Below are 20,809 nucleotides of genomic sequence, written 5' to 3'. Positions count from 1 at the left end.
CACCATCGGAGCCTGTGAGGAAAAGCTGTGCGATATTTCTACGACACCGAGTTCATTGAGGACGGAACCACCATTGAACTCGTTTCCATTGGCATCGTTGGAGAAGACGGCAGCGAGTACTACGCGGTCTCGACTGAGGCGAATCATCACCTGGCTAATCGTTGGGTTCGGGAAAACGTCTTAGCTAAATTGCCGAACCCTTCAAATAAGGCGTGGAAATCCCGCGACACGATTAGGCGTGAGGTGCTGGAGTTCTTGACCCGGGTGGATCAGCGTCCGCAGTTGTGGGCCTGGGTGGGAGCCTATGACCATGTCGTGCTTGCGCAACTGTGGGGCGATATGCGCTCGATGCCAAAACAACTGCCCCACTACACTCGCGAGCTGAAGCAGCTTTGGGAAATGGCCGGCAAGCCCTCATTACCAGGTGTGCCAGAGGGCAGCCATGACGCGTTGGTCGATGCGCGACATAACCTGCAAAAATTCCGGGCATGTGTGGAGGCTTTGCCCATGGATGCAGCCAATGTGGTGCGGGTGGGGGCGTCGAAAAGCTAGAAAAGCGCTGAAAAGGGGGATCGGGCATAGGGAATATTGCGTGCTCGTGCTACACATATGAGTGTGAGTTGGACAGTAGATATCCCCAAAGAAGTGCTCCCGAGCCTGCCGCCGCTGCCAGACGGGTTGCAGCAGCGTTTCGACGACGTCATCTCCCGCGATGCTAAGCAGCAGCCCACCTGGGATCGCCAGATGGCGGATAACGTGCGCAAAATCCTCGAATCCGTGCCGCCGGTGGTGGTTGCACCCGAGATTCGGACCCTCAAGCAGCAGCTTGCCGACGTCGCCAATGGCAAAGCTTTCCTGCTTCAAGGCGGCGACTGTGCCGAAACCTTCGAATCGAACACCGAGCCGCACATTCGCGCAAACGTCAAGACTCTGCTGCAGATGGCTGTGGTGCTCACCTACGGTGCTTCCACGCCCGTTGTGAAGATGTCTCGTATTGCTGGCCAATACGCCAAGCCCCGCTCTTCTGACCTCGACGGCAACGGTTTGCCGAACTACCGCGGCGACCTGGTTAACGGCGTGGAAGCCACCGAGGAATCCCGACGTCACGACCCAGCCCGCATGATCCGCGCTTACGCGAACTCCTCTGCGGCAATGAACCTGGTGCGCGCTCTTACCACTTCAGGAACCGCGGACCTTTCGCGCCTGACCGAGTGGAACCGTGAGTTCGTGGCGAAGTCCCCGGCTGGTGCCCGCTACGAGGCGCTGGCGCAAGAGATCGAGCGTGGACTCGACTTCATGAACGCCTGCGGCGTGCGTGACGATACGCTGCGCGCAGCAGACATCTACTGCTCCCATGAAGCCCTGGTGGTGGATTATGAGCGCGCCATGTTGCGCCTTGCCAAGAACGACGACGGCGAGGTGGAATTGTACGATCTTTCCGCTCACCAACTTTGGATCGGCGAGCGTACCCGTGGCATTGATGATTTCCACGTCAATTTCGCCGCGATGATCTCCAACCCCATCGGCATCAAGATCGGCCCCACCTGCACGCCCGAAGAGGCCGTGGCTTACGCGGACAAGCTCGATCCCAATTTCGAGCCCGGCCGCCTCACCATGGTTGCGCGTATGGGGCACGATAAGATCCGCAGCGTGCTTCCTGGCATCATTGCCGCCGTGGAAAACTCCGGACACAAGGTGATCTGGCAGTCCGATCCTATGCATGGCAATACGCACACTGCCTCCAATGGGTACAAGACCCGCCACTTTGACAAGGTTATTGACGAAGTGCAGGGCTTCTTCGAAGTACACCGTGCATTGGGAACCCACCCGGGTGGCATCCACATCGAGCTCACCGGCGAAAATGTCACCGAGTGCCTGGGTGGTGCGGAGGACATCACGGATATCGACCTGCCGGGGCGCTACGAGTCTGCTTGCGATCCACGCTTGAACACCCAGCAATCCCTGGAGCTGGCGTTCCTCGTGGCAGAAATGCTTCGCTCTTAAGCACAGAAGAAACAAGCCGCGCCGAGGCCTGAGTGATAAGGCTGGGCGCGGTTTTTCTGTGCAGTGGTTTGCGCTACCTTGTTTAAGTTCCAATCACCTTGAGCTTGATTGTGCTTCCGGGCGCTGCGCTACCGCCACGGGGGCTCTGGGAATAAACGCGGGCCGCGTTGTTCGTGGAATCTACATCGACCACGAATCCGGCATTTTCAAGAATTCTGATGGCATCTCCAAGCTTCTTGTTTAACACGCTTGGCACTTTGACCTCCCCGGGCAGCTCCAGATCCACTTCTGCGGTTGCTGGGTCCAGCAGGGTGCCGGCCGATGGGCTCATGGCCACCACCTCATCGGGGCGATCCCCGCTCAACGTAGTGGAGGTGAGTATGCGTCCTATCCGCACGCCTGCTTCAGCCAGCTCACGCTGAGCTTCCTGCTGCGATTTCCCAACTACATTGGGAACTTCTACAGCCGTGGAAACTTTTAGCGTCACCGTTGAATCCTTCGGTACCGCCGTGCCCGAGGGTGGATCGGTTTCGATGGCGTCGCCACCTTCAACTTCGGCGTCGAACTGCTCGATTTCCGTCACCTTCAATCCGGCGCGTTCCAACCGCGTGCGTGCATCACTAGCGCTATCGCCCCGGACGCTTGGGATTTTGATTGGTGCGGGGCCTTTTGAAATTTTCAAACGTACCTGACTATTAGCAGGTACGGTGGTTCCGGCTTTTGGGTCGGTGCTGATCACCTGGCCCGCGGGGATGGAGCTGTGAAATTCCTGTTCCTGCCCCGAGACGCTGAGGGTGACTCCCCGCAAGACGTTGGTGGTGTCCGCGATAGTTCGGCTCGGCGGAACGGCTGGCACTTCCGGTTGTCCCTTCGAAACCACCAAGGTGATGGTGTCGCCTTTCACAGCCCTGGATCCTACTTCCGGCATGGTTTGGATCACCGCGTTTTCGGGTTCATTTGAGTACTGCTGTTCCACGACGCTGGGAAACCCAGCATCTTGTGTGACAGCCGCGGCGTTTACTTGATCCATCCCTAGTACTTGCGGGATTTCCCCATACCTACCGGATCCAAACCACCAAGCGCCAATGGCGATGCCTGCGGTGATGAAAAGCACCAGGATTGCCCAGACAGCGAATTTCCACGGCGAACGGTTTGTGACGGGAGGCGAGGACGCAGGCTGGCGTATAGCTGGCTCTTGCGGGCGCTGCGGATAGGCCGGCGATGCCTGCTGTACCGGAGCCGGAAGCGGCGCGATGGGCGGTTGCGGGTCAAGCGCCGCAGTCTCGGGCTGAACCGGTTCGAACTGGCGGGTATGCAGATCCTCCTCAACTGATCCGCCGGGAAGAATCGAAGTCTCATCCGACTGCGGGGTAGCGTCGTAGTTGTGGAAAGGCTCATTGACGATGGTCGTCGGATCTTCTTCCCGCGGAAGGTCGGTGGTGAGCAAATCGGTGGGGCCTATCGGCGCCGACATCGAAGCTGATGCGCGGTGCGCGGCCGCGTCCTGGGGCACGGGCACCTTAAATGCTGGAAGTGCGAGCTCAGCGGCTACATCTTCTAGAGCTTGAAGAAATTCCTCGGCATCGCTGAAGCGATCTTCTGGATTTCGTGCAGTGGCCGTTGCCACCAGATGATCCACCAGGGAGGGAACTCCTGCGATGCGCGAACTCGGTGCGGGAACGTCGTGATCGAGGCGCGCATATGCGTGGGCAAGTTGCGTGTCGCCACCGAAGGGGGTGGTGCCGGTGAGCAGCTCAAAGAGCATGATGCCAGCGGAATATACGTCACTTGCGGGAGTAAGTTCCTCGCCCGTGACCTGCTCTGGTGAAAGATAGCTGACAGTGCCAACGATTTGGTTGCTCGTGGCTTGAGCCTTCGAGGCTGCGCGCACAAGGCCAAAATCAGCGAGCTTCACCCGATGATCGGCGTTGATGAGCACATTGTCTGGTTTGAGATCGCGGTGAATCATTCCAGCGCTGTGCGCCACCGAGAGGCCGGTCAGCACTGGGCGCATGACAGCAGTAGCTGCGTGGGGAGGCATAGGTCCGCGCTCTGCTAGCAGCTCTCGCAGGGTGCCTCCGGTGATCAGCTCCATGATGAGGAAGACTTCGTCGTGATCTGCGGAGAAGTCGTACACGCCCACCAGGCAGGGATGCGAAAGCTGAGCCATGGACCGAGCTTCGCGTTGGAATCGTTGGCGGAACACCGGGTCGTCGACAAAATGCTGGTGCATCACTTTCGCTGCAACCAGCCGCCCAAGGCGGATATCGAGGCAGCGGTACACCGTGGACATGCCTCCCCGGGCAATGGGGGCTTCAATTCGGTAACGCGCATCGAGGAGATCGCCAGTGTTCAGCTCTGCCATAAATAACAGTATGGGGGATAGGCGTTAGCTATTGCGAACTAGGCATCGGCGGTGGCGCCATTTTGCCTAGATTGCATCTGGGCCATAAAGCACTAGATTTGGCTAGGTGAGTTCAGAAAAAGTTTCCTGGAAGGTGTTGGACGAAGATGAGCCTTTGCTCACCGTCCCCGACTACGCAGAGCGCCTTAATCTGCCCGTCACCCGCGTATATGACCTCATTGGCGAGCACAAACTCATCGTGGTGGTCAAAGATGGCGTGAAGATGATCCCTGAGGCATTTCTTTCCGCCAAGGGCACAACCAACAAGTTCGTCCCCGGTTGCATTGCATTGCTATCCGACGGCGGGTATTCCGATGAGGAAATCTTCCAGTATCTGTTCACTGAAGATTCCTCCCTGCCGGGCCGCCCGATCGATGCGCTGCACGGCCATCTGGCTCGGGAAGTGATGCGCCGCGCCCAGGCGGCAGCGCTCTAGCTCTCTTGGGCCTGGCCTTGATCTTTCGGCCGGGCACAGCGGTGGATTTCGCGGGTCATGTACCAAGCGATGAGCACTAGGATCGTCATCCATACAGGGTTGTAAAGCTGGTGGTTTCCACTGCCCGTAAACGCCATCGCCACGACAAAGGATGCGCCGATGACAAAAGAGCGTAAAGGTCGTTGCATCTTGAATGTGCCCAAGATGGACAGCACGCTAGCGTAGTACCACGGGAGGGTGACGGCGTTGAAGATGAACGCCACGGTGTAGGCAGCCGTGGTGCCTTTGATGGCGTCGCGTTGTGTCTTGCGGAAGATCCACCAACAAACCACCAACCCAATCACCATTGCGATCATGCAGATGGCTCGCACCACGGCCAGCACTGCGTTGTAGGGGAAGGGCTCGATGAAGAGGCCACCGACGCTCGCCGCGATTCCCGCGATCAGTGAAGGTAGTGCTAGGGGATTAATCACCTTTGAGTTGCCGGTGAGCGCCTCGATCCATCCCCAGGAGGCCCCGGAGAGCCACGTCACCACAGCGAGCACTGCGATTGTTTCAATCGCCCCGGCGATGGCATAAAAGCAGAAGGTCTTGAGTTTCTGTGCTCGACCCGTAGCCCGAGCCACCACGATCCACACCACGAAGGGCAAGGCGATGGCCGCTGTGGCCTTCAGCGACATACCGATGGCTATTAGCAAGACGCCGAGGAAGAAGCGCCCACGCAAAGCGGCCACGAGCCCAACGCTGACCAAGCCAACCATGATTGCCTCGTTGTGCATCCCGCCAATCAGATGAAACACCATGACGGGGTTGAGGACACCCAGCCAGAGCGCGAAGGCGGGATCGCCCCCAATCATGGTGGCGATGCGGGGAACGGACCACGCGATCGTCGCAAAGCCGAGGACCGAAAGGATTTTAAAAACGGCAATCTGCGCCGCGATACTGCCGGGGAATATGGTGGTGATGATTTTGCCGATCCACAGGTGAAGCGGGCCATAGGGGGTGGTGGTGTTGCGCCAATCGTGTGACACCTCAAAGAGCAGGTCTCCAGGATTGGCTGATGCGCCCTGAGTGTAGGGGTCAAAACCATCGCGGAGCAGGGCTCCCTGCATGAGATAGGAATAAATGTCGCGGGACATCATGGGTGCTGCGAACACCAGCGGCAAAACCCACCAACACAGCGTTCGGGTCAGCTCAGCGGCATTGGTTTGGCCAGCGACAACGCGACGGCCAAGCAAGAACCAAGCCCCAACAAACAGTGCGGTTCCCACCCAGAAGGTGATGTTGGAAAAACCGGCCCCGTGGCCATAAGCAAGGAATTCCCAGTGCAGCGCCTCCAGCAGACCGCCTCGATGGCGAATCGCGCCGCCACCAAAGGACCCCACGAACATGAGCATCGATGCGATGATGCCGAGACGGGTGTGGTTGATCCTGTCGAACCCCGTTCTTGGTGGTGCAGGCGCAGTGCTGGGCGATGCCATTGCTAGAACTTTCTGGCTGTAGCGAGTTCGGTGAGCACTTCCAGCAGAGCCATCGCCTCTGCCGGCGCACCGAGTTGGCGAGCAGCATCGAGGCTGGCGATGCCGCGATCGGTGAGCTCGTCGATGTGCTGCTCCACTTCCTCAACGGCGCCGGTTTCCTTAATGTGCTGAGCCAGGGCCTGAATCTGCTCAGGGTCGTTTACGTTGCCCACCTGCTCGCGAATCATCGCTGCGCAGGCCGCATCTCCGGCCTCAGTCGACAATTGGATAGCGCGGGTGACCAGCACGGTCCTCTTGCCTTCGCGCAAATCATCCCCGGCAGGTTTTCCGGTTTTTGCTGGGTCGCCGAACACGCCGAGGAGATCGTCGCGAAGCTGAAATGCGATGCCAATGTCGCGGCCGTATTGCCGTAACACTCGAATGATTTCGGGGCTGCCGCCTGCCAGGCACGCCCCGACATGGAGAGGGCGTTCGATGGTGTACGCAGCGGATTTGAAGCGATTGACGTTGTTGGCGAGTTCGAGGCTTTCGCTGCCCTCAGATTCAAGGAAAATGTCCAGGAGTTGGCCACCGATCACTTCGGTGCGCATGCAACGCCATGCTTGCAGGGCATCCACGAGACGCTGCGGTGAAACATCGGCTGTGCTGAACATGTCATCGGCCCATGCCAGCGCTAGGTCTCCGGCCAGAATAGCTACTGACTCGCCGAAGTGCGCGGATTCGCCGTGCCATCCATTTTCCCTGTGATGGGCTTCTGCGGCACGGTGAATGGTTGCTTGGCCTCGGCGGGTGTCGGACGCGTCGATGACGTCGTCGTGTGCGAGGGCGCAGGCCTGGATCAGCTCGAATGCGCTGGCTACTTGCAGCAGGGCGTCGTAGCCGAGCTCAGCGTCGGCGTTGGTGGTGCCACCCGCGGCGAGGAAGCCGGCGACGGTGTAAGCGGGGCGAATGCGTTTTCCTCCGCCGAAGACGAGGCTGCGCAGGAAATCGACAGCTTGCACTGCGGGTGGGCCGATGCGTTCCAGTTCGGGTTGGCGCAGTTCAAAGTATTGCCGGAGAGTTTGTTCGACGTCTTCGACCAGTCGGCTCAAATTGAGCGCTTCTGCACTCGGATTTGCTTCGGCCATCGTGTGCGGGCACGACCTTTCACTTCGGGGCTCAAGGACCAGCAACGCGGAGATCCGCGACAGCGGCGGTTGTTGCTTTCTACCCTATGTTAGAGGTTGAAAGGTGTAGCAGACGGCTTAGCTTTTCGACGTCCAGCGGAATCATAGCGCCCGTAAAGCATAAGAAATACCGTATCGATGAATGAAATTGCCAGGTGTTTTGTTGGAATAGGCGCGAAATAGCTGCAGCTTCTTCTACACTCTGCACCCATGCCCACTCCCGCGCCAGCGCGTTTTCAGCGCCCAATCACCGACGTTATCGCAGATACTCCACCCGGAATTGTGCCTTTTTCCGTGGAGTTCATGCCTCCGAGGGACGACGCTGCAGAGGCAAGGTTGTGGAATGCTGCTGTTGATTTTCATGACCTTGGCGCGGCCTTCGTCTCCGTCACCTACGGCGCGGGTGGGTCGAGCCGCGAGCGAACGCTGCGAGTAGCAAAGAAGCTGGCTCAGCATCCACTCACCACACTGGTGCATCTCACGTTGGTGAATCACACCACTGAGGAACTCGAGCAGATTTTGCAGGACTATGCAGATGCTGGCTTGTCCAATCTGCTGGCATTGCGGGGAGATCCGCCCGGCGCCGATCCTCTGGGGCCGTGGGAGGCGACCGAGGGGGGATTGGAATACGCCAGTGACCTCATTGAGCTGAGTAAACGATTCAGTGCGAGCGAACACTTTCAGGTTGGTATCGCCAGTTTCCCTGAAGGGCATTTCCGTTGCGAAAACCTTGAACAGGACACCGAAATGACGTTGAAGAAACTGCGCGCTGGAGCTGATTTCTCTATCACGCAGATGTTCTTTGATGTGGACTATTTCTTGCGGCTCCGCGATCGTCTGGTAGAGGCCGACCCGGAACACGGCGCTAAGCCGGTTATTCCAGGGGTGATGCCTATTACGAGTATCCGTTCGGTGAAACGCCAAATCGAACTTTCCGGTGCCACTCTTCCAGAGGGCCTCCGCCGAAGATTACTGCGGGCTGAGCAGTTGGCTGCTGAAAGCGGCCAGGATGAAGTGCGCAAGGTTGGCATTGAGATCACCACTGAAATGGTGGAGCGTCTGATCGCAGAGGGCGTGCCTGATCTGCATTTCATGACCATGAATTTTGCTCGGGCGACGCAAGAAGTGCTTCACAATCTTGGCATGGCGCCAGCGTGGGGCACGGAGTTGGGGCACGACGCACTGCGCTAGGTGTGGTGCCTGTTCGAAGTGACTATTGGGTTGCGTGCTGGCTTGGGGCGCGAAGTACCGCGAAGGGGCGGGCGTCGCCCGCGAAATGGAAATGCCTGAGCATGTCTTCGAATCCCAGTGATCGATAAAGCCCGAATGCGGCATTCGATTCCATTGGAACTTCTGGTGTAGATAACAAGATGTTGGGGGAGTGAACCTGGTTGAGGACGTGCTGGAGCAAGGCGCGTCCGATGCCCCGACCCTGGTGGTGTGGGCTAACGTGTATTTCTGCCAGCTCGAAATAATTTCTCAGCCACAGTGCCGGCGGCTCCAAGGGATTGGTATGTGGGTGTTGTTGCCTTAAGCCTTGGCTCAGTTGGCGATACCACCAGTGCTCTGGCCTGCCCAAGAAGCCGTACGTGACTCCCAGCAGTTCTTCGCCACTGACGGCGCAGCACGCTACAAATCCTGCTTCCATCACGGCGGAGCGCCAAGAGTGAACCGCGCGCGACTTCAAGCTTCTGGGATATCCCATCGCCTCGATATAGAGATCCACCAGGGTTGCTGCGTGGGTGGAGAAAGCCGCGGGTGGCAGATCGAGGATGGAATAACTCACGCGTTTTATCGAATCATGATTTCTTTGCTCATGGGGCAAAAAGAAGATGCGATTGGCCAAAACATGTAAGCCTCCGGCGCGATCCGAACAGAGATTCTAATTCTGAGGTAGGGGGGGGGTAGGGGGTTGGGCTTTAGGGTGCTGGATACAAACACCACGTAAGAATCGTGCGACAACAAAAGCGAAAAGGATGAACGTGATGAATGCCGTTGTATCTGCCACCACCGGAGTCCAACGCGTGGGTAGGAGTGGGGAATTGCTCGCTAGCGCGGAGGCTTTGCTGCGAGAGGCAGCATTGATGCTGGAGCGTAAAGACAGCGCAGTGGGGCTCGAATACGCCTATCGTGCTGCGCTGCGAGTAGCTGGGGCGTGGGTTGCGCAGACACCCGTTGCGCGACGTGTGAGAAAACCGCGATCGATGTGGGAGCAATTGAGGCTAACTGGTGCGGCTGGTGTTGGTTGGGCTGAACAATTCCATGAGATTGCCCAGTTACGTTCTCGGGTGTCCATGGGCTTGAGTGTGGAGCTTAAGGTGGAAGAAGTTGAGGAGCTGATGGCCAAGGTGCGCGAATTTGCCGTCGCGGTGCAATATGGGGAATCGCTCGCGGCTTAATCTTGAAAGCGGAATAGGAAGCGGGGAACTTCCACGCGGTGTCGAGCGTTGGACACTGTGAATGATCAATCTCCAACGGCGTGTTGATCCATGAGCAGGGTAGTATGAACTCGTGATCGGCATCGGCTCGTGTAGCTGATGGAGATGGGCCCACTAACACTTTTCCGGAGGCACAACGTGGCACTTTCAGAGCAGGAGCAGCGCGCACTGTACGAGATCGAACGCTCGCTCATGGCCGAAGATCCTAAATTTGGAAAATCGGTATCACGCAGCGCCGGTGCTGGGCTCTCGTTGCGGGGCATTGCTGTAGTGGTTATCGGCTTAGTTATGCTCGTGGGTGGCATAGCACTTGCCCAGTCGAATCTCATGTTTGTTGCTCTGAGCGTTCTGGGGTTCCTCGTTATGCTGGGTGGTGCGATCTGGATGCTCCGAGGTGGCGGCAAAGTGCAATCGCGCAAGCGGCCCGCAAAGCCGCGTGAAAAAGCCCCAGCGCAAAAAGGCGGTATCGCCAACAAGATGGAGGAGAATTTCCGCCGACGCTTTGAAAGCTAGGTCAGGTAACTTCGTTACCTTCAATTGCCCGGTGCTCACTGTGAAGTGACGCCGGGTTTTTCTCATGCCCTCCCCGATCCTCCACTTTCCCCCACAATGCTTTAAGTTTGAACCCTCGTTTTCGGCCCTTATGCGAAATGCTCGAATGTTGACGAGGGATACGGCCTCAAGTGTCGCGCTTTTTCCGTTCATTATCGAGTCGAGATGCATCATTCCCCACAGGTTTGACTGGTTATTTATCCTGCTTAAAGCGGTTTTGTGTAGATTGCTTTGGAAAAGTTGGTGTTGTTGCTGTTGTCGGTGGGGGAAAGTGGGGTAAGGTGGGCGACAGTAGATCACTGGCGATAGCAATGTGGCTGGTGTGAAACAAGGGAAGATCCGCAGAGTCACACAGCAGGTTGGGAGGTGGGTCGTTCAATGTTTCTCGGTACCTACACCCCGAAACTGGATGACAAAGGCCGCCTCACCCTGCCCGCCAAGTTCCGCGATGAACTTGCGGGAGGGCTCATGGTGACAAAAGGGCAGGATCACAGCCTGGCTGTGTATCCACGCGAGGAGTTCGCCGCACGTGCACGCAAAGCCGCCGCAGTGTCGCGCACAAATCCTGAAGCCCGAGCGTTCATCCGCAACCTTGCCGCTAGCGCCGATGAGCAACGCCCAGACGGGCAGGGGCGCATCACGCTTTCGGTACCGCATCGCGAATATGCGGGGTTGAAAAAGGAATGCGTCGTGATCGGCTCAGTGGATTTTCTCGAGATCTGGGACGCCGAGGCATGGCATGCCTACCAGGAGCAGACCGAGGCTGCGTTCGCTGCGGCCGAGGGTGAGTTCTTGGGCGACTTGATCTAAACAGCGGCAATCTGCGGAGTGTACGTAAGACCTCTGCTCGAGGCTGGCTCTGGTGTACTTCCCCGATACCAGAGCTGCCTCGGGTGGGGATCTATGTGCGCCCCGCGCAATACTTTTAGCGATTGACTTGGAAGGCAGGGGGATAGGCATGACGCAACCCACGCATCACGGCCATGTCCCAGTCATGCGCGACCGAGTTGCAGAGCTCATCGCGCCGGGTGTGGAAGCGATGGGGGAGCGCGCTGTCATCCTTGACGGCACGCTTGGTGCCGGTGGACACAGCGAGTACTTCCTGCAACGCTTTCCCCAAGCCAGCGTGGTCGGACTTGACAGGGATACCCGATCGCTTGTCGACGCCCGCGCGCGCCTCGAACCCTTCGGTGACCGTTTTCTCGCGTTGCACTGCCGATTTGACGAGTTTGCCGACCCGATGCAGGAAGCTGCTGAGGAGGGCAACCAGGCCGCTCGGAAGGCGATCGACTTTGGTCTGGGGGGAGCACTTTTTGATCTCGGTGTTTCCTCCATGCAGCTCGATGAAGAAGAGCGTGGCTTCGCATACCGCGTGGACGCACCACTGGACATGCGCATGGATCCGAACTCTTCACTGACCGCCGCGATAGTGCTCAACACTTACTCTCACGGTGATTTGGCAAGGGTGCTCAAGGTGTACGGCGAGGAACGCTTCGCCGGAAAAATCGCAAGTGCTGTGCTTAAGGAGCGAGAAAAAGCTCCGTTTGAGACTTCGGCGCGGCTCGTTGAACTCTTGTACAACACCATCCCGGCAGCCACCAGAAGAACCGGTGGACACCCAGCAAAACGAACGTTCCAGGCGTTACGCATCGAGGTGAACAAGGAGCTGGAAAGTATTGAATTAGCGCTTCCTGCGGTGTGCGAGAGGCTCGCACGCGGCTGCAGTGCAGTGTTCATGGCGTATCAATCGCTGGAGGACAAGCTGGTCAAACGCTACTTCCAGGAGGTTTCGACTTCCAGCTCACCACCAGGACTGCCGGTGGAGTTACCGGGTTACGAGGCGAAGTTTCGCGTTGTCACCCGCGGCGCTGAAAAGGCATCTGAAGAAGAAATTAACCAAAACCCAAGAGCAGCATCTGTTCGCGTTCGCGCGATCGAAGCAATTTAACCCCCGGCAGGATCAGCCGAAGGAGCCAGCACCATGACGATGACGCAAGGCACACGCCGCACATCGAGTCACACCTCCCGCGACTTCAGCACGCCAACTTCCACGATGGAGGCGCCCGCCCGTGGTGCCCGAACCCTCCAGCCCAGCAAGACTCGCCGTCGCTTCCAGCACAAACCTGGATCCCAGCAGGTGTTTAGCCATCGCGGGCGTCGAATTAGCCAGAAGAAGGCTGACCGTGGACTCATTCGCTTCGTGATCACGCTGACATTGGTGCTGGTCGTGGGTGTCGGTGTCGCCATGGGGTTGTCCGGCATGACAACAGCGCAGTCCTTCAAGCTTCAGGAACTTCGCGGGCAAGAGGCCACCCTGGGCAACCAAATTGAGACGCTCCAACGTGATTTGGCAAACGTGAGCTCCACGGGTGAACTGGCAAAACGTGCTGCAGAGATGAACATGGTGGTGCCGGATCAGCCCGGTGTACTGGCCACTGACCCTCAAGGCCAAGTGTTTGAGCAACGCCCCGCTTCCGACCTCACGCGCCCGATTGTTGACATCAATGGTGATGTGATTCGTTCCCGGGCGGCATCGTCGAATCCGGAAAAGACTAAGGAGATAAGCGATCAGCTCAACGCTGTTCCTAACCAAACGGCGCCACGTTCCGGCAATACCGCACCAAATGGCGCTACGCTAGCGCCGTACCCGGGCCAAGCGCCGCAGGCTCCCCCTGCGCCCCCGCAACCAGCCCAAGACACAAGAGGTGAGGCTCGCTAGTGGATCACTACTCGAACGACCCCCGCGACGGGCACCAACCCCGAAACGCGCGTTCGGGTGGCTCCCGTTCACAATCCAGGGCATCGCGGCAGCGCACCCCACGCCCCCAGGATGATGACGCGGCGATCAAGCGTAAGTTCAACGCACCGAAGAAACCACGCAAGCAACGAACCCTGTTGCAAAGAAGGCTCAAGACCGCCGTAGCAATTGGTAGCACCATGGCGATTGTGCTTACTGGAAGGCTTGCGTGGGTGCAGTTGGTGTGGGGGCCGGATCTCAGCGAAAAGGCCTCGGAACAGCGCACCCGTGTCTTTGTTGATCCCGCACGTCGCGGTGAAATCTCCGATATTCGGGGCCAGCAGCTCGCGTACACCATGCAAGCGCGATCGCTGACTGCAGCGCCGGTGGTATTGCGTAAAGAAATGCGCACTCGTGCAGAATTCAAACTGCAAGAAAGCGGGGAGTATTACGACCTCAGTGAGCAAGAGCGTAATAGGCGTCTCGACGAGGCAGTTAAGCAAGAGATAGAGCGCTACTCAAAAGAGATCCCAAAGGCGATTGAAAAAGCTGGTGCCTCGAGCGCCGAGGTGGATGCCAAAGAAATCAAGAACAAGTTGGAGTCCGATTCCACCTACCAGGTGCTCGTTCGCAACGTCGACCCCGACGTTGCCGAACAGATCGCCAAGGATTTCCCGGGTATCGCGGCTGACCTACAGAGCATTCGCCAGTACCCGAACGGGGCAATTGCCGAAAACGTCATTGGCAAAATCAGCCAGGATGGCGAGGGACAATTCGGATTCGAGGCCTCCAATGACGGCATCCTTGCAGGTGTGAACGGACGTCAAACGTATGACGTTTCGCCCGACGGCGTGGTCATTCCGGGCACGATGCGGGACAATATCCCCGCAACCGATGGCGCGAAAGTCACGCTCACGCTCGATCTTGATCTGCAGACATACGTGCAGCAGCAGGTTGAGCAGGCCGTAGCCAACTCGGGAGCCAAAAGCGCGTCCGCTGTGGTTCTCGACGCTAAGACGGCGAAGGTTATGGCCATGGCGAATTCGGCCACTATCAACCCGAATGGGGACATTGAAAAGCAGTTAGACAAGGGCAAAACCTTTGCCAACACCACCATTTCTGCACCCTTTGAGCCAGGATCGGTGGCAAAGGTGATCACCGCTGCCGGGGCGATCGAAGATAACAAGACCACCCCGGATGAGGTGCTCCAAGTTCCCGGGAGCATCGACATGTCTGGTGTAAACGTTCGTGACGCTTGGGCGCACGACGTCGCGCCGTACACCACCACCGGTGTGTTTGGTAAGTCCTCGAACGTCGGCACGCTCATGCTTGCCCAAAGGCTCGGTGAAAAGCGCTTCAATGATTTGCTGCTGAAGTTCGGTATCGGACAAACCACGGGCATCGAATTGCCAAGCGAGTCCGCCGGTTTGCTCCCGAACCTTTCCCAATGGTCGGGTGGCACCTTCGCTAACCTCCCCATCGGGCAGGGAATGTCCTGGACTCTTTTGCAGATGGCGGGTGTGTACCAGACCATCGCTAATGACGGCACCAGAATTGAACCTCGCATCATCGAGTCGGTTGAAGATGCTTCTGGCAACACGATTGAGCAGCCGGAGCCAGACAGTGTTGAAGCTGTTTCGCCAGCAACAGCCAAAACCGTTCGCAACATGTTCCGTGCGGTTGCTCAGGATGATCCAGCCGGCGTACAGCAGGGGACCGGGCCGCAAGCGGCCATCGAGGGTTATCAAGTTAGCGGCAAAACTGGAACGGCGCAGCAGGTAGATCCGAACACCGGCGCGTACTCCAACTCCATGTATTGGATTACTTTCGCTGGTATCGCGCCGGCCGATAATCCCCGCTACGTCATTGCCATCATGTTGGATCAACCAAAACGTGGTGTGCACGGTGAAGGCGGACAGTCCTCGGCGCCGCTGTTCCACGACATTGCGTCGTGGTTGCTTAACAGAGACAATGTTCCGCTTTCGCCTCCGCCAGAAGGCCAATTGGTGTTGGAGGCACGATGATCAGCGGCCATGTCGTCGATAGAGCAGCGGTGCTAGCCTTAACACTTTGGCCTCAAAGTGTCGGCACATCGCATTCGGAAGGGAGCATCGCGTGAGCATGCGGGTGAAAGAAGTAGCAGAGATCGCGGGCGGCGCAGTCTTTGGCGATGCTGATGTGCAGTTCCAAGGGATCGGTTTGGATTCCCAAGAGCTGCCTCAGGGAGCTGTGTTTGCCGCGCTTCCTGGAACCCGCAGCCACGGTGCCAAGTACGCGGCAGATACCAATGCTGCCGCCATTTTGACGGATCGCGAAGGGCACGAAATCCTCCAGCAAAACGGTGATCAACGCCCGGTCATCGTGGTCGACGATATCCGCGCCATCTTGGGTGCTGTGTCTTCCGTGATGTACGGGGAACCGTCGAAAAGCCTCACCATCGTCGGAATTACCGGAACCTCTGGAAAAACAACCACCAGCTACCTGCTCGAAGCGGGATTGATGCATGCGGGACTGAGCGTTGGGCTGATCGGTACTACTGGCACCCGGATTAATGGTCGGAAGATCCCCACCCAGCTCACCACGCCCGAGGCTCCGAAACTGCAGCAGCTTTTTGCCCTGATGGTCGAAGAAGGCGTGACCCATGTGGTGATGGAAGTAAGCTCCCACGCGCTTTCTTTGGGTCGCGTTGGAGGAGTGGACTTTGATGTTGCGGGGTTCACAAACCTTACTCAGGATCACCTGGATTTCCACCCGACGATGCAGGATTACTTCGATACTAAGGCCAAGCTTTTTGCCGCCGAATCCGCGTTGAGTGCACCGAAATCGGTTATTTGCATTGACGATGCCTGGGGTGAAGCGATGCTCGATATTGCGCGCTTTCCGAAGTCCTTGAGCACGAACGCGAACAAGCACGCCGATTACGTAGTCAGTCAGGTGGAGGTGCGCGCCGCTGGTACGCAGCATTTCTCGCTCATTCACGAAGGCCAAAGCATCTCCGTGGATCTGAACATGCCAGGGGCTTTCAACGTGACCAACGCTAGTTTGGCGCTGGCGCTCGCTGCGGAAATCGGCGTGGACCCTGAAGCAGTGGCAAAAGGGATTGCAGGCGTGGGCGTTCCTGGACGCATGGAGCGGGTAGACGCTGGCCAAGAGTTCGTCGCAGTAGTGGATTATGCGCACAAACCGGCTGCTGTTGCGGCGGTGCTGGACACTATTCGCGCGCAGGTGCCCGGGCGAGTGGGGGTGGTCCTCGGCGCGGGTGGTAACCGTGACGTGTCTAAGCGTCCCGTGATGGGCGCAGAGGCGATCAAGCGAGCCGATTTGCTGATCGTCAGCGACGACAATCCGCGTGACGAAGATCCGGCGCAAATCAGGTCGGCCATCATTGAAGGTGCCCAGCAAGCTTTGAGCGCTCAGCCTAGCGCCGAAGCGATGCCGAAGGTCATCGAAATCGGCGATCGAGCCGAGGCCATCGCCCGCGCTGTGCAGTGGGCTGAGCCTGGCGACGCCATCGTGATCGCCGGCAAAGGCCACGAAGTGGGACAACTCGTGGCCGGAGTCCAACACCACTTCGATGACCGCGAAGCACTACGCGAGGCCATTGAACTCCGCCTCGAAAAGCAGGAGGGCCGACAATGATTCCAATGAACCTCAGCGAGATTGCCAAGGCCGTTGGTGGCCAATTGAGCGAGAACGCCACCGGCGAAGAGCAGATCACAGGTGGTGTGGAATTCGATTCCCGCCAAGTGGCGCCCGGTGATCTGTTTGTGGCGCTGCAAGGCGCGAGAGTTGACGGGCACGATTTTGCTCAGGCGGTAATGGAGCAAGGCGCCGCAGGTGCTTTGTTGTTCCGAGACGTCGGCGTGCCGGGAGTCATCGTTGCGCCCGTGGATTCAGGCCACTCAAATGCTTATGCCACGGCACATGATGCCACGGGCGCTGCGGCGGCTGTTATTGCCGCCATGAGCGCTTTGGCGCGGAACCTCTGTGACGCGCTTGCCCCCGGACTCACGGTGATTGGTGTGACTGGATCGGCCGGGAAAACTTCGGCCAAGGACATGATGGCTAGTATCTTCCGGGCTACTGGTGACACCGTAGCTCCTCCTGGTTCATTCAACAACGAAATTGGGCACCCCTACACAGTGCTTCGCTGTACGCAAGACACCCGTTATTTGGTCAGCGAGTTATCCGCGCGCGGTGTCGGGCATATCGCGGCGTTGGCGGAAGTTGCGCCACCGAAGATTGGTGTGGTGCTCAATGTCGGCAGCGCTCATCTAGGGGAATTTGGATCGCAGGCAACTATTGCTCAAGCCAAAGGAGAGCTCGTCGAGGCGCTTCCCGCGGATGGCCATGCCGTTTTGAATGCCGATGATCCGCACGTCGCTGTCATGGCTGACCGCACTCAGGCGCAAGTGTGGCGTTTCGGACAAGGTGAGGATGCGGACGTGCAGGCAAGCAACATTCGTCTCGATGCGTTGGCGCGCCCCAGTTTCTCGCTGCGCACACCCCAAGGGGACGCGGAAGTGAACTTACAGGTCAGTGGTGAACATCAGGTTTCGAACGCCCTGGCCGCTATCACCGCCGCCCTTGCCGCGGGACTCGAGTTGGATCTCATCCTGACGGCGTTGCGCGCTCATCAGGGTGCTTCTGCCCACCGCATGGACGTACACCACCGGAGCGATGGCCTCATCGTGATCGATGACGCGTACAACGCCAACGCGGAATCCATGCGCGCAGGGCTGCGCGCCGCGGTGAGCACTGCCCAAGCCCGCGGTGGCCGCGCCTTCGCGGTGTTGGGTCCCATGGGGGAACTCGGTGAAGATGCCATTGAAGCGCATCGCGCGCTCGGCGCGGAGCTGAAAGAGATCGGTATTCGGGGCGTCGTCGTGGTTGGAAACAACGAAGATGCACGCGCGCTCGCTGATGCTGCAGGGCAGCTCACCATCGCCGTGGTGGACAGCAACGAGGACGCAGCCACCGCCATCGATCCGGTGCTGCGTGATGCGGACACCGTCTTGGTCAAGGCATCGAACGCTTTTAAGCTTTGGCAGGTCGCAGAAAGCCTTCTGAACACAAATGCAAATGAACAATCCGAACTGCAGGTGAATGACAAGTGATGCAAATCATCATCTCCGCCGCGGTGGCACTGTTGGTTTCAGTGCTGCTTACTCCGGTGCTGATTCAGCGTTTTAGCGCGGAAGGCATTGGTCAAGAAATCCGCGAGGAAGGGCCAAAGTCTCACCTCCGCAAGCGTGGCACACCCACGATGGGTGGTATTGCCATTATCACGGCGATCAGTGTTTCGTACTTGGTCACGGGCATCTATGGCGAAGTGACTGGCAACGGTGGCTTCAGCGCGACTGGCGCGGTGGTCATGTTCTTGATGCTCTCGCTAGGCGGTCTCGGTTTTGCCGATGACTTCATCAAACTCTTCAAGGGCCGCAACCTAGGGCTGAATAAGAAGGCTAAGCTGATCGGCCAATTCGCCGCCGCCATGATCTTTGGCGTGCTGATTCTGCAATTCCCCGACGAAGCAGGTCTGACTCCGGGTTCCACCCACCTCAGCTTCCTGCGAGACATCGGCACGATCGACCTTGCCGTTGGCCCGCTGTTCATCGGCATGATCGTGTTCCTGGCGTTCATCTACATTCTGGTCTCGGCGTGGTCCAACGCAGTGAACCTCACCGACGGCCTTGATGGTCTTGCAGCGGGTGCTACCGCGGTGGTGATGGGCGTGTACACCCTGATCACGTTCTGGCAGTATCGCAACTCTTGTACCGCTGGTGCGGAGCCGGGATGTTACAACGTACGAGATCCGCTGGATCTGGCTGTGTTGGCCGCTGCGGGCTTGGGTGCTTGCTTGGGCTTCTTGTGGTGGAATGCGGCTCCGGCAAAGATTTTCATGGGCGACACTGGCTCGCTAGCGCTCGGCGGACTCGTCGCAGGCATTTCCGTGGCTTCACGCACCGAGCTGCTGATGATTGTGATTGGTTTGCTCTTTGTTGCCGAGGCAGCGTCCGTGGTGATCCAGGTTGCAAGTTTTAAGACCACTGGCAAGCGCGTGTTCAAAATGGCACCTCTGCACCACCACTTCGAGCACCTCAATTGGGCTGAAACGACAGTGGTAATTCGTTTCTGGTTGCTCGCGTTGATCTTCGGCATGCTCGGCTCGGCGATTTTCTACGGCGAGTGGCTCTCCTTAGCGGGGGTGTAACTTCATGACGCTTCCAGAAGTACTCCGGGGCAAGATCTTGGTCGCCGGCGCCGGAGTGTCCGGTATTGGCACCGCAACGTTGCTGCACAACCTTGGTGCGGATTTCTTGCTTGTCGACGATTCCGCGGGAGCCCTTGAGCGCGCCGCAAATGTGCCCACTGCGGTACTCGATCCTGCGTTACTCGACCACGCCGATCTGGTTGTGACTTCGCCAGGGTGGCGGCCAGATGCTGAGTTCTTGGTAGCCGCGCAGCAGCGGGGAATTCCCGTGATTGGTGACGTTGAACTGGCGTACCGTCTTGATCGCGCTGAGGTCTTTGGTCCGCGGCGGACATGGATGGTAGTCACCGGCACTAACGGTAAAACCACTACCACCGCCATGTTGGCATCCATGATGCAAGCAGGTGGCTTCAAGGCACAGGCGGTGGGCAATATTGGCGTTTCGGTAGCCGATGCGTTGACCGCGTCGCGCGTCGATGTGCTGGTTGCTGAGCTTTCGAGTTTTCAATTGCACTGGTCCGAGCAACTGACTCCAGATGTGGGTGTGTTGCTGAACTTGGCGGACGATCACATTGATTGGCACGGCAGCTTCCAAGCCTATGCCGAGGCAAAAGCCAAGGTGTTGCGGGCGCCAATCAGTATTGCCGGCAAGGATGATCCGGAGGTGTGGCGCTTCGCTCATGCATCAACGGTGGGGTTCGGCTTAGCATCACCGGATGCTGGTGAGCTGGGGATCGCCGACGGTGCGCTGGTGAGCTGCGCTTTCGGTGATGAACACGTGTTTTTGGCGCCGGCGGAGGGCATTCAACCGGCTGGACCTGCGGGACTTTACGATGCCCTCGCCGCCGCAGCAGCGGCGCGCGCGATGGGCGTTGAGGCCGCTGCAATCGCGTCTGCCTTATCCGAATTCCAGGTCGCAGGGCACCGCGGCCAGCAGGTCGCAGGCTCAGCGCTGCGCGCGATAGACAACTCCAAGGCCACCAACCCTCACGCCGCTGACGCAGCACTTGCGGGCTTTTCGCGCCTCGTGTGGATTGCCGGTGGCCAGTTGAAGGGCGCGAGCGTGGATGAGTTGATCCGTACCCATGCGCACCGACTCAAAGCTGCCGCACTCTTGGGGCAGGATCGACGGATCATTGCTGATGCGTTGGCTCGATTGGCACCGCACGTCCAGGTGATGCTCAGTGATAGTGACGATCCTGATGTGGCGATGCGCGAAGTCACTCGATGGGCAGTCAAACAGGCAGGTTCAGACGATGCCATTGTGCTCGCTCCGGCAGCCGCAAGTTTGGATATGTACACCGGCATGGCACAGCGGGGAGATCTGTTCGCCCGATACATTGTTGAAGCACAAGGCGAATCCGCCGCAACTTAGGA

18 protein-coding genes are annotated in these 20,809 nt (G+C 58.4%); 14 read left to right on the top strand and 4 right to left on the bottom strand.

What is annotated here, in order from left to right; all coding sequences use genetic code 11:
* Positions 1 to 27 precede the first annotated feature (27 nt).
* Together CGERO_RS07330 and CGERO_RS07325 are read left to right on the top strand one after the other, a co-directional pair.
* Positions 28 to 552: a polyadenylate-specific 3'-exoribonuclease AS gene (locus CGERO_RS07330; protein WP_123934650.1), complete on the top strand. Its 525-nt coding sequence runs from the start codon at positions 28 to 30 to the stop codon at positions 550 to 552.
* 63 nt (positions 553 to 615) lie between these two features.
* A complete protein-coding gene (locus CGERO_RS07325) occupies positions 616 to 2,004 on the top strand; it encodes a class II 3-deoxy-7-phosphoheptulonate synthase (RefSeq protein WP_164470280.1) in 1,389 nt (462 codons plus the stop codon).
* Between the two features lie 82 nt (positions 2,005 to 2,086).
* Here the strand turns inward: CGERO_RS07325 and pknB are convergent, their stop codons facing one another.
* Positions 2,087 to 4,369 (bottom strand): Stk1 family PASTA domain-containing Ser/Thr kinase, encoded by a 2,283-nt coding sequence (gene pknB / locus CGERO_RS07320; protein WP_123934646.1) that lies wholly within the window; start codon positions 4,367 to 4,369, stop codon positions 2,087 to 2,089.
* A gap of 106 nt (positions 4,370 to 4,475) precedes the next feature.
* Between pknB and CGERO_RS07315 the strand changes: the two genes are divergently transcribed.
* Positions 4,476 to 4,844 carry an Rv2175c family DNA-binding protein gene (locus CGERO_RS07315; RefSeq protein WP_123934644.1) on the top strand — a complete coding sequence of 123 codons (369 nt, stop codon included), beginning with the start codon at positions 4,476 to 4,478 and terminating at the stop codon, positions 4,842 to 4,844.
* Here the strand turns inward: CGERO_RS07315 and CGERO_RS07310 are convergent.
* Together CGERO_RS07310 and CGERO_RS07305 are read right to left on the bottom strand one after the other, a co-directional pair.
* Positions 4,841 to 6,325 (bottom strand): alpha-(1->6)-mannopyranosyltransferase A, encoded by a 1,485-nt coding sequence (locus tag CGERO_RS07310; RefSeq protein ID WP_123934642.1) that lies wholly within the window; start codon positions 6,323 to 6,325, stop codon positions 4,841 to 4,843. The genes CGERO_RS07315 and CGERO_RS07310 overlap by 4 nt on opposite strands.
* Before the next feature lie 2 nt (positions 6,326 to 6,327).
* Positions 6,328 to 7,452, bottom strand: coding sequence for a polyprenyl synthetase family protein (locus CGERO_RS07305; RefSeq protein WP_123934641.1), 1,125 nt, complete (start codon positions 7,450 to 7,452; stop codon positions 6,328 to 6,330).
* Between the two features lie 249 nt (positions 7,453 to 7,701).
* Here CGERO_RS07305 and CGERO_RS07300 point away from each other — a divergent pair, with 249 nt between their 5' ends.
* A complete protein-coding gene (locus CGERO_RS07300) occupies positions 7,702 to 8,682 on the top strand; it encodes a methylenetetrahydrofolate reductase (protein WP_123934639.1) in 981 nt (326 codons plus the stop codon).
* Positions 8,683 to 8,704: 22 nt separating this feature from the next.
* On the opposite strand, the gene CGERO_RS07295 is transcribed toward CGERO_RS07300, so the two are convergent.
* Complete coding sequence (locus CGERO_RS07295) at positions 8,705 to 9,277, bottom strand: GNAT family N-acetyltransferase (protein WP_245998806.1); 573 nt, start codon at positions 9,275 to 9,277, stop codon at positions 8,705 to 8,707.
* Positions 9,278 to 9,476: 199 nt separating this feature from the next.
* Here CGERO_RS07295 and CGERO_RS07290 point away from each other — a divergent pair, with 199 nt between their 5' ends.
* The 10 genes from CGERO_RS07290 to murD all read left to right on the top strand — a co-directional run bounded on the left by CGERO_RS07290 (position 9,477) and on the right by murD (position 20,807).
* Positions 9,477 to 9,890: an SAV_6107 family HEPN domain-containing protein gene (locus CGERO_RS07290; RefSeq protein WP_123934637.1), complete on the top strand. Its 414-nt coding sequence runs from the start codon at positions 9,477 to 9,479 to the stop codon at positions 9,888 to 9,890.
* Positions 9,891 to 10,067: 177 nt separating this feature from the next.
* Complete coding sequence (locus CGERO_RS07285; RefSeq protein WP_123934635.1) at positions 10,068 to 10,442, top strand: DUF3040 domain-containing protein; 375 nt, start codon at positions 10,068 to 10,070, stop codon at positions 10,440 to 10,442.
* Positions 10,443 to 10,859: 417 nt separating this feature from the next.
* Entirely contained in the window at positions 10,860 to 11,291 is a 432-nt protein-coding gene (gene mraZ / locus CGERO_RS07280; RefSeq protein ID WP_123934633.1) for a division/cell wall cluster transcriptional repressor MraZ, read from the top strand.
* Between the two features lie 148 nt (positions 11,292 to 11,439).
* Entirely contained in the window at positions 11,440 to 12,429 is a 990-nt protein-coding gene (gene rsmH / locus CGERO_RS07275) for a 16S rRNA (cytosine(1402)-N(4))-methyltransferase RsmH (protein ID WP_123934631.1), read from the top strand.
* Positions 12,430 to 12,462: 33 nt separating this feature from the next.
* On the top strand, positions 12,463 to 13,200 hold the full coding sequence (gene ftsL / locus CGERO_RS07270; RefSeq protein ID WP_245998805.1) for a cell division protein FtsL: 738 nt from the start codon (positions 12,463 to 12,465) through the stop codon (positions 13,198 to 13,200).
* A 218-nt stretch (positions 13,201 to 13,418) separates the two neighbouring features.
* Positions 13,419 to 15,242 (top strand): peptidoglycan D,D-transpeptidase FtsI family protein, encoded by a 1,824-nt coding sequence (locus CGERO_RS07265; RefSeq protein ID WP_123936037.1) that lies wholly within the window; start codon positions 13,419 to 13,421, stop codon positions 15,240 to 15,242.
* Between the two features lie 97 nt (positions 15,243 to 15,339).
* Entirely contained in the window at positions 15,340 to 16,857 is a 1,518-nt protein-coding gene (locus CGERO_RS07260; protein ID WP_123936035.1) for a UDP-N-acetylmuramoyl-L-alanyl-D-glutamate--2,6-diaminopimelate ligase, read from the top strand.
* Positions 16,854 to 18,335 carry a UDP-N-acetylmuramoyl-tripeptide--D-alanyl-D-alanine ligase gene (locus CGERO_RS07255; RefSeq protein ID WP_123934629.1) on the top strand — a complete coding sequence of 494 codons (1,482 nt, stop codon included), beginning with the start codon at positions 16,854 to 16,856 and terminating at the stop codon, positions 18,333 to 18,335. The genes CGERO_RS07260 and CGERO_RS07255 overlap by 4 nt, the downstream gene beginning before the upstream one ends.
* Positions 18,332 to 19,432, top strand: coding sequence for a phospho-N-acetylmuramoyl-pentapeptide-transferase (gene mraY / locus CGERO_RS07250; RefSeq protein WP_123934627.1), 1,101 nt, complete (start codon positions 18,332 to 18,334; stop codon positions 19,430 to 19,432). Before CGERO_RS07255 ends, mraY begins: the two co-directional genes overlap by 4 nt.
* Positions 19,433 to 19,436: 4 nt before the next feature.
* Positions 19,437 to 20,807 (top strand): UDP-N-acetylmuramoyl-L-alanine--D-glutamate ligase, encoded by a 1,371-nt coding sequence (gene murD, locus CGERO_RS07245; RefSeq protein ID WP_123934625.1) that lies wholly within the window; start codon positions 19,437 to 19,439, stop codon positions 20,805 to 20,807.
* Positions 20,808 to 20,809: the final 2 nt, after the last annotated feature.

Source organism: Corynebacterium gerontici (assembly GCF_003813985.1).
Classification (GTDB): domain Bacteria; phylum Actinomycetota; class Actinomycetes; order Mycobacteriales; family Mycobacteriaceae; genus Corynebacterium; species Corynebacterium gerontici.
Note: the sequence above shows the minus strand (reverse complement) of the source record. Positions and strands in the feature narration are given on the sequence as shown.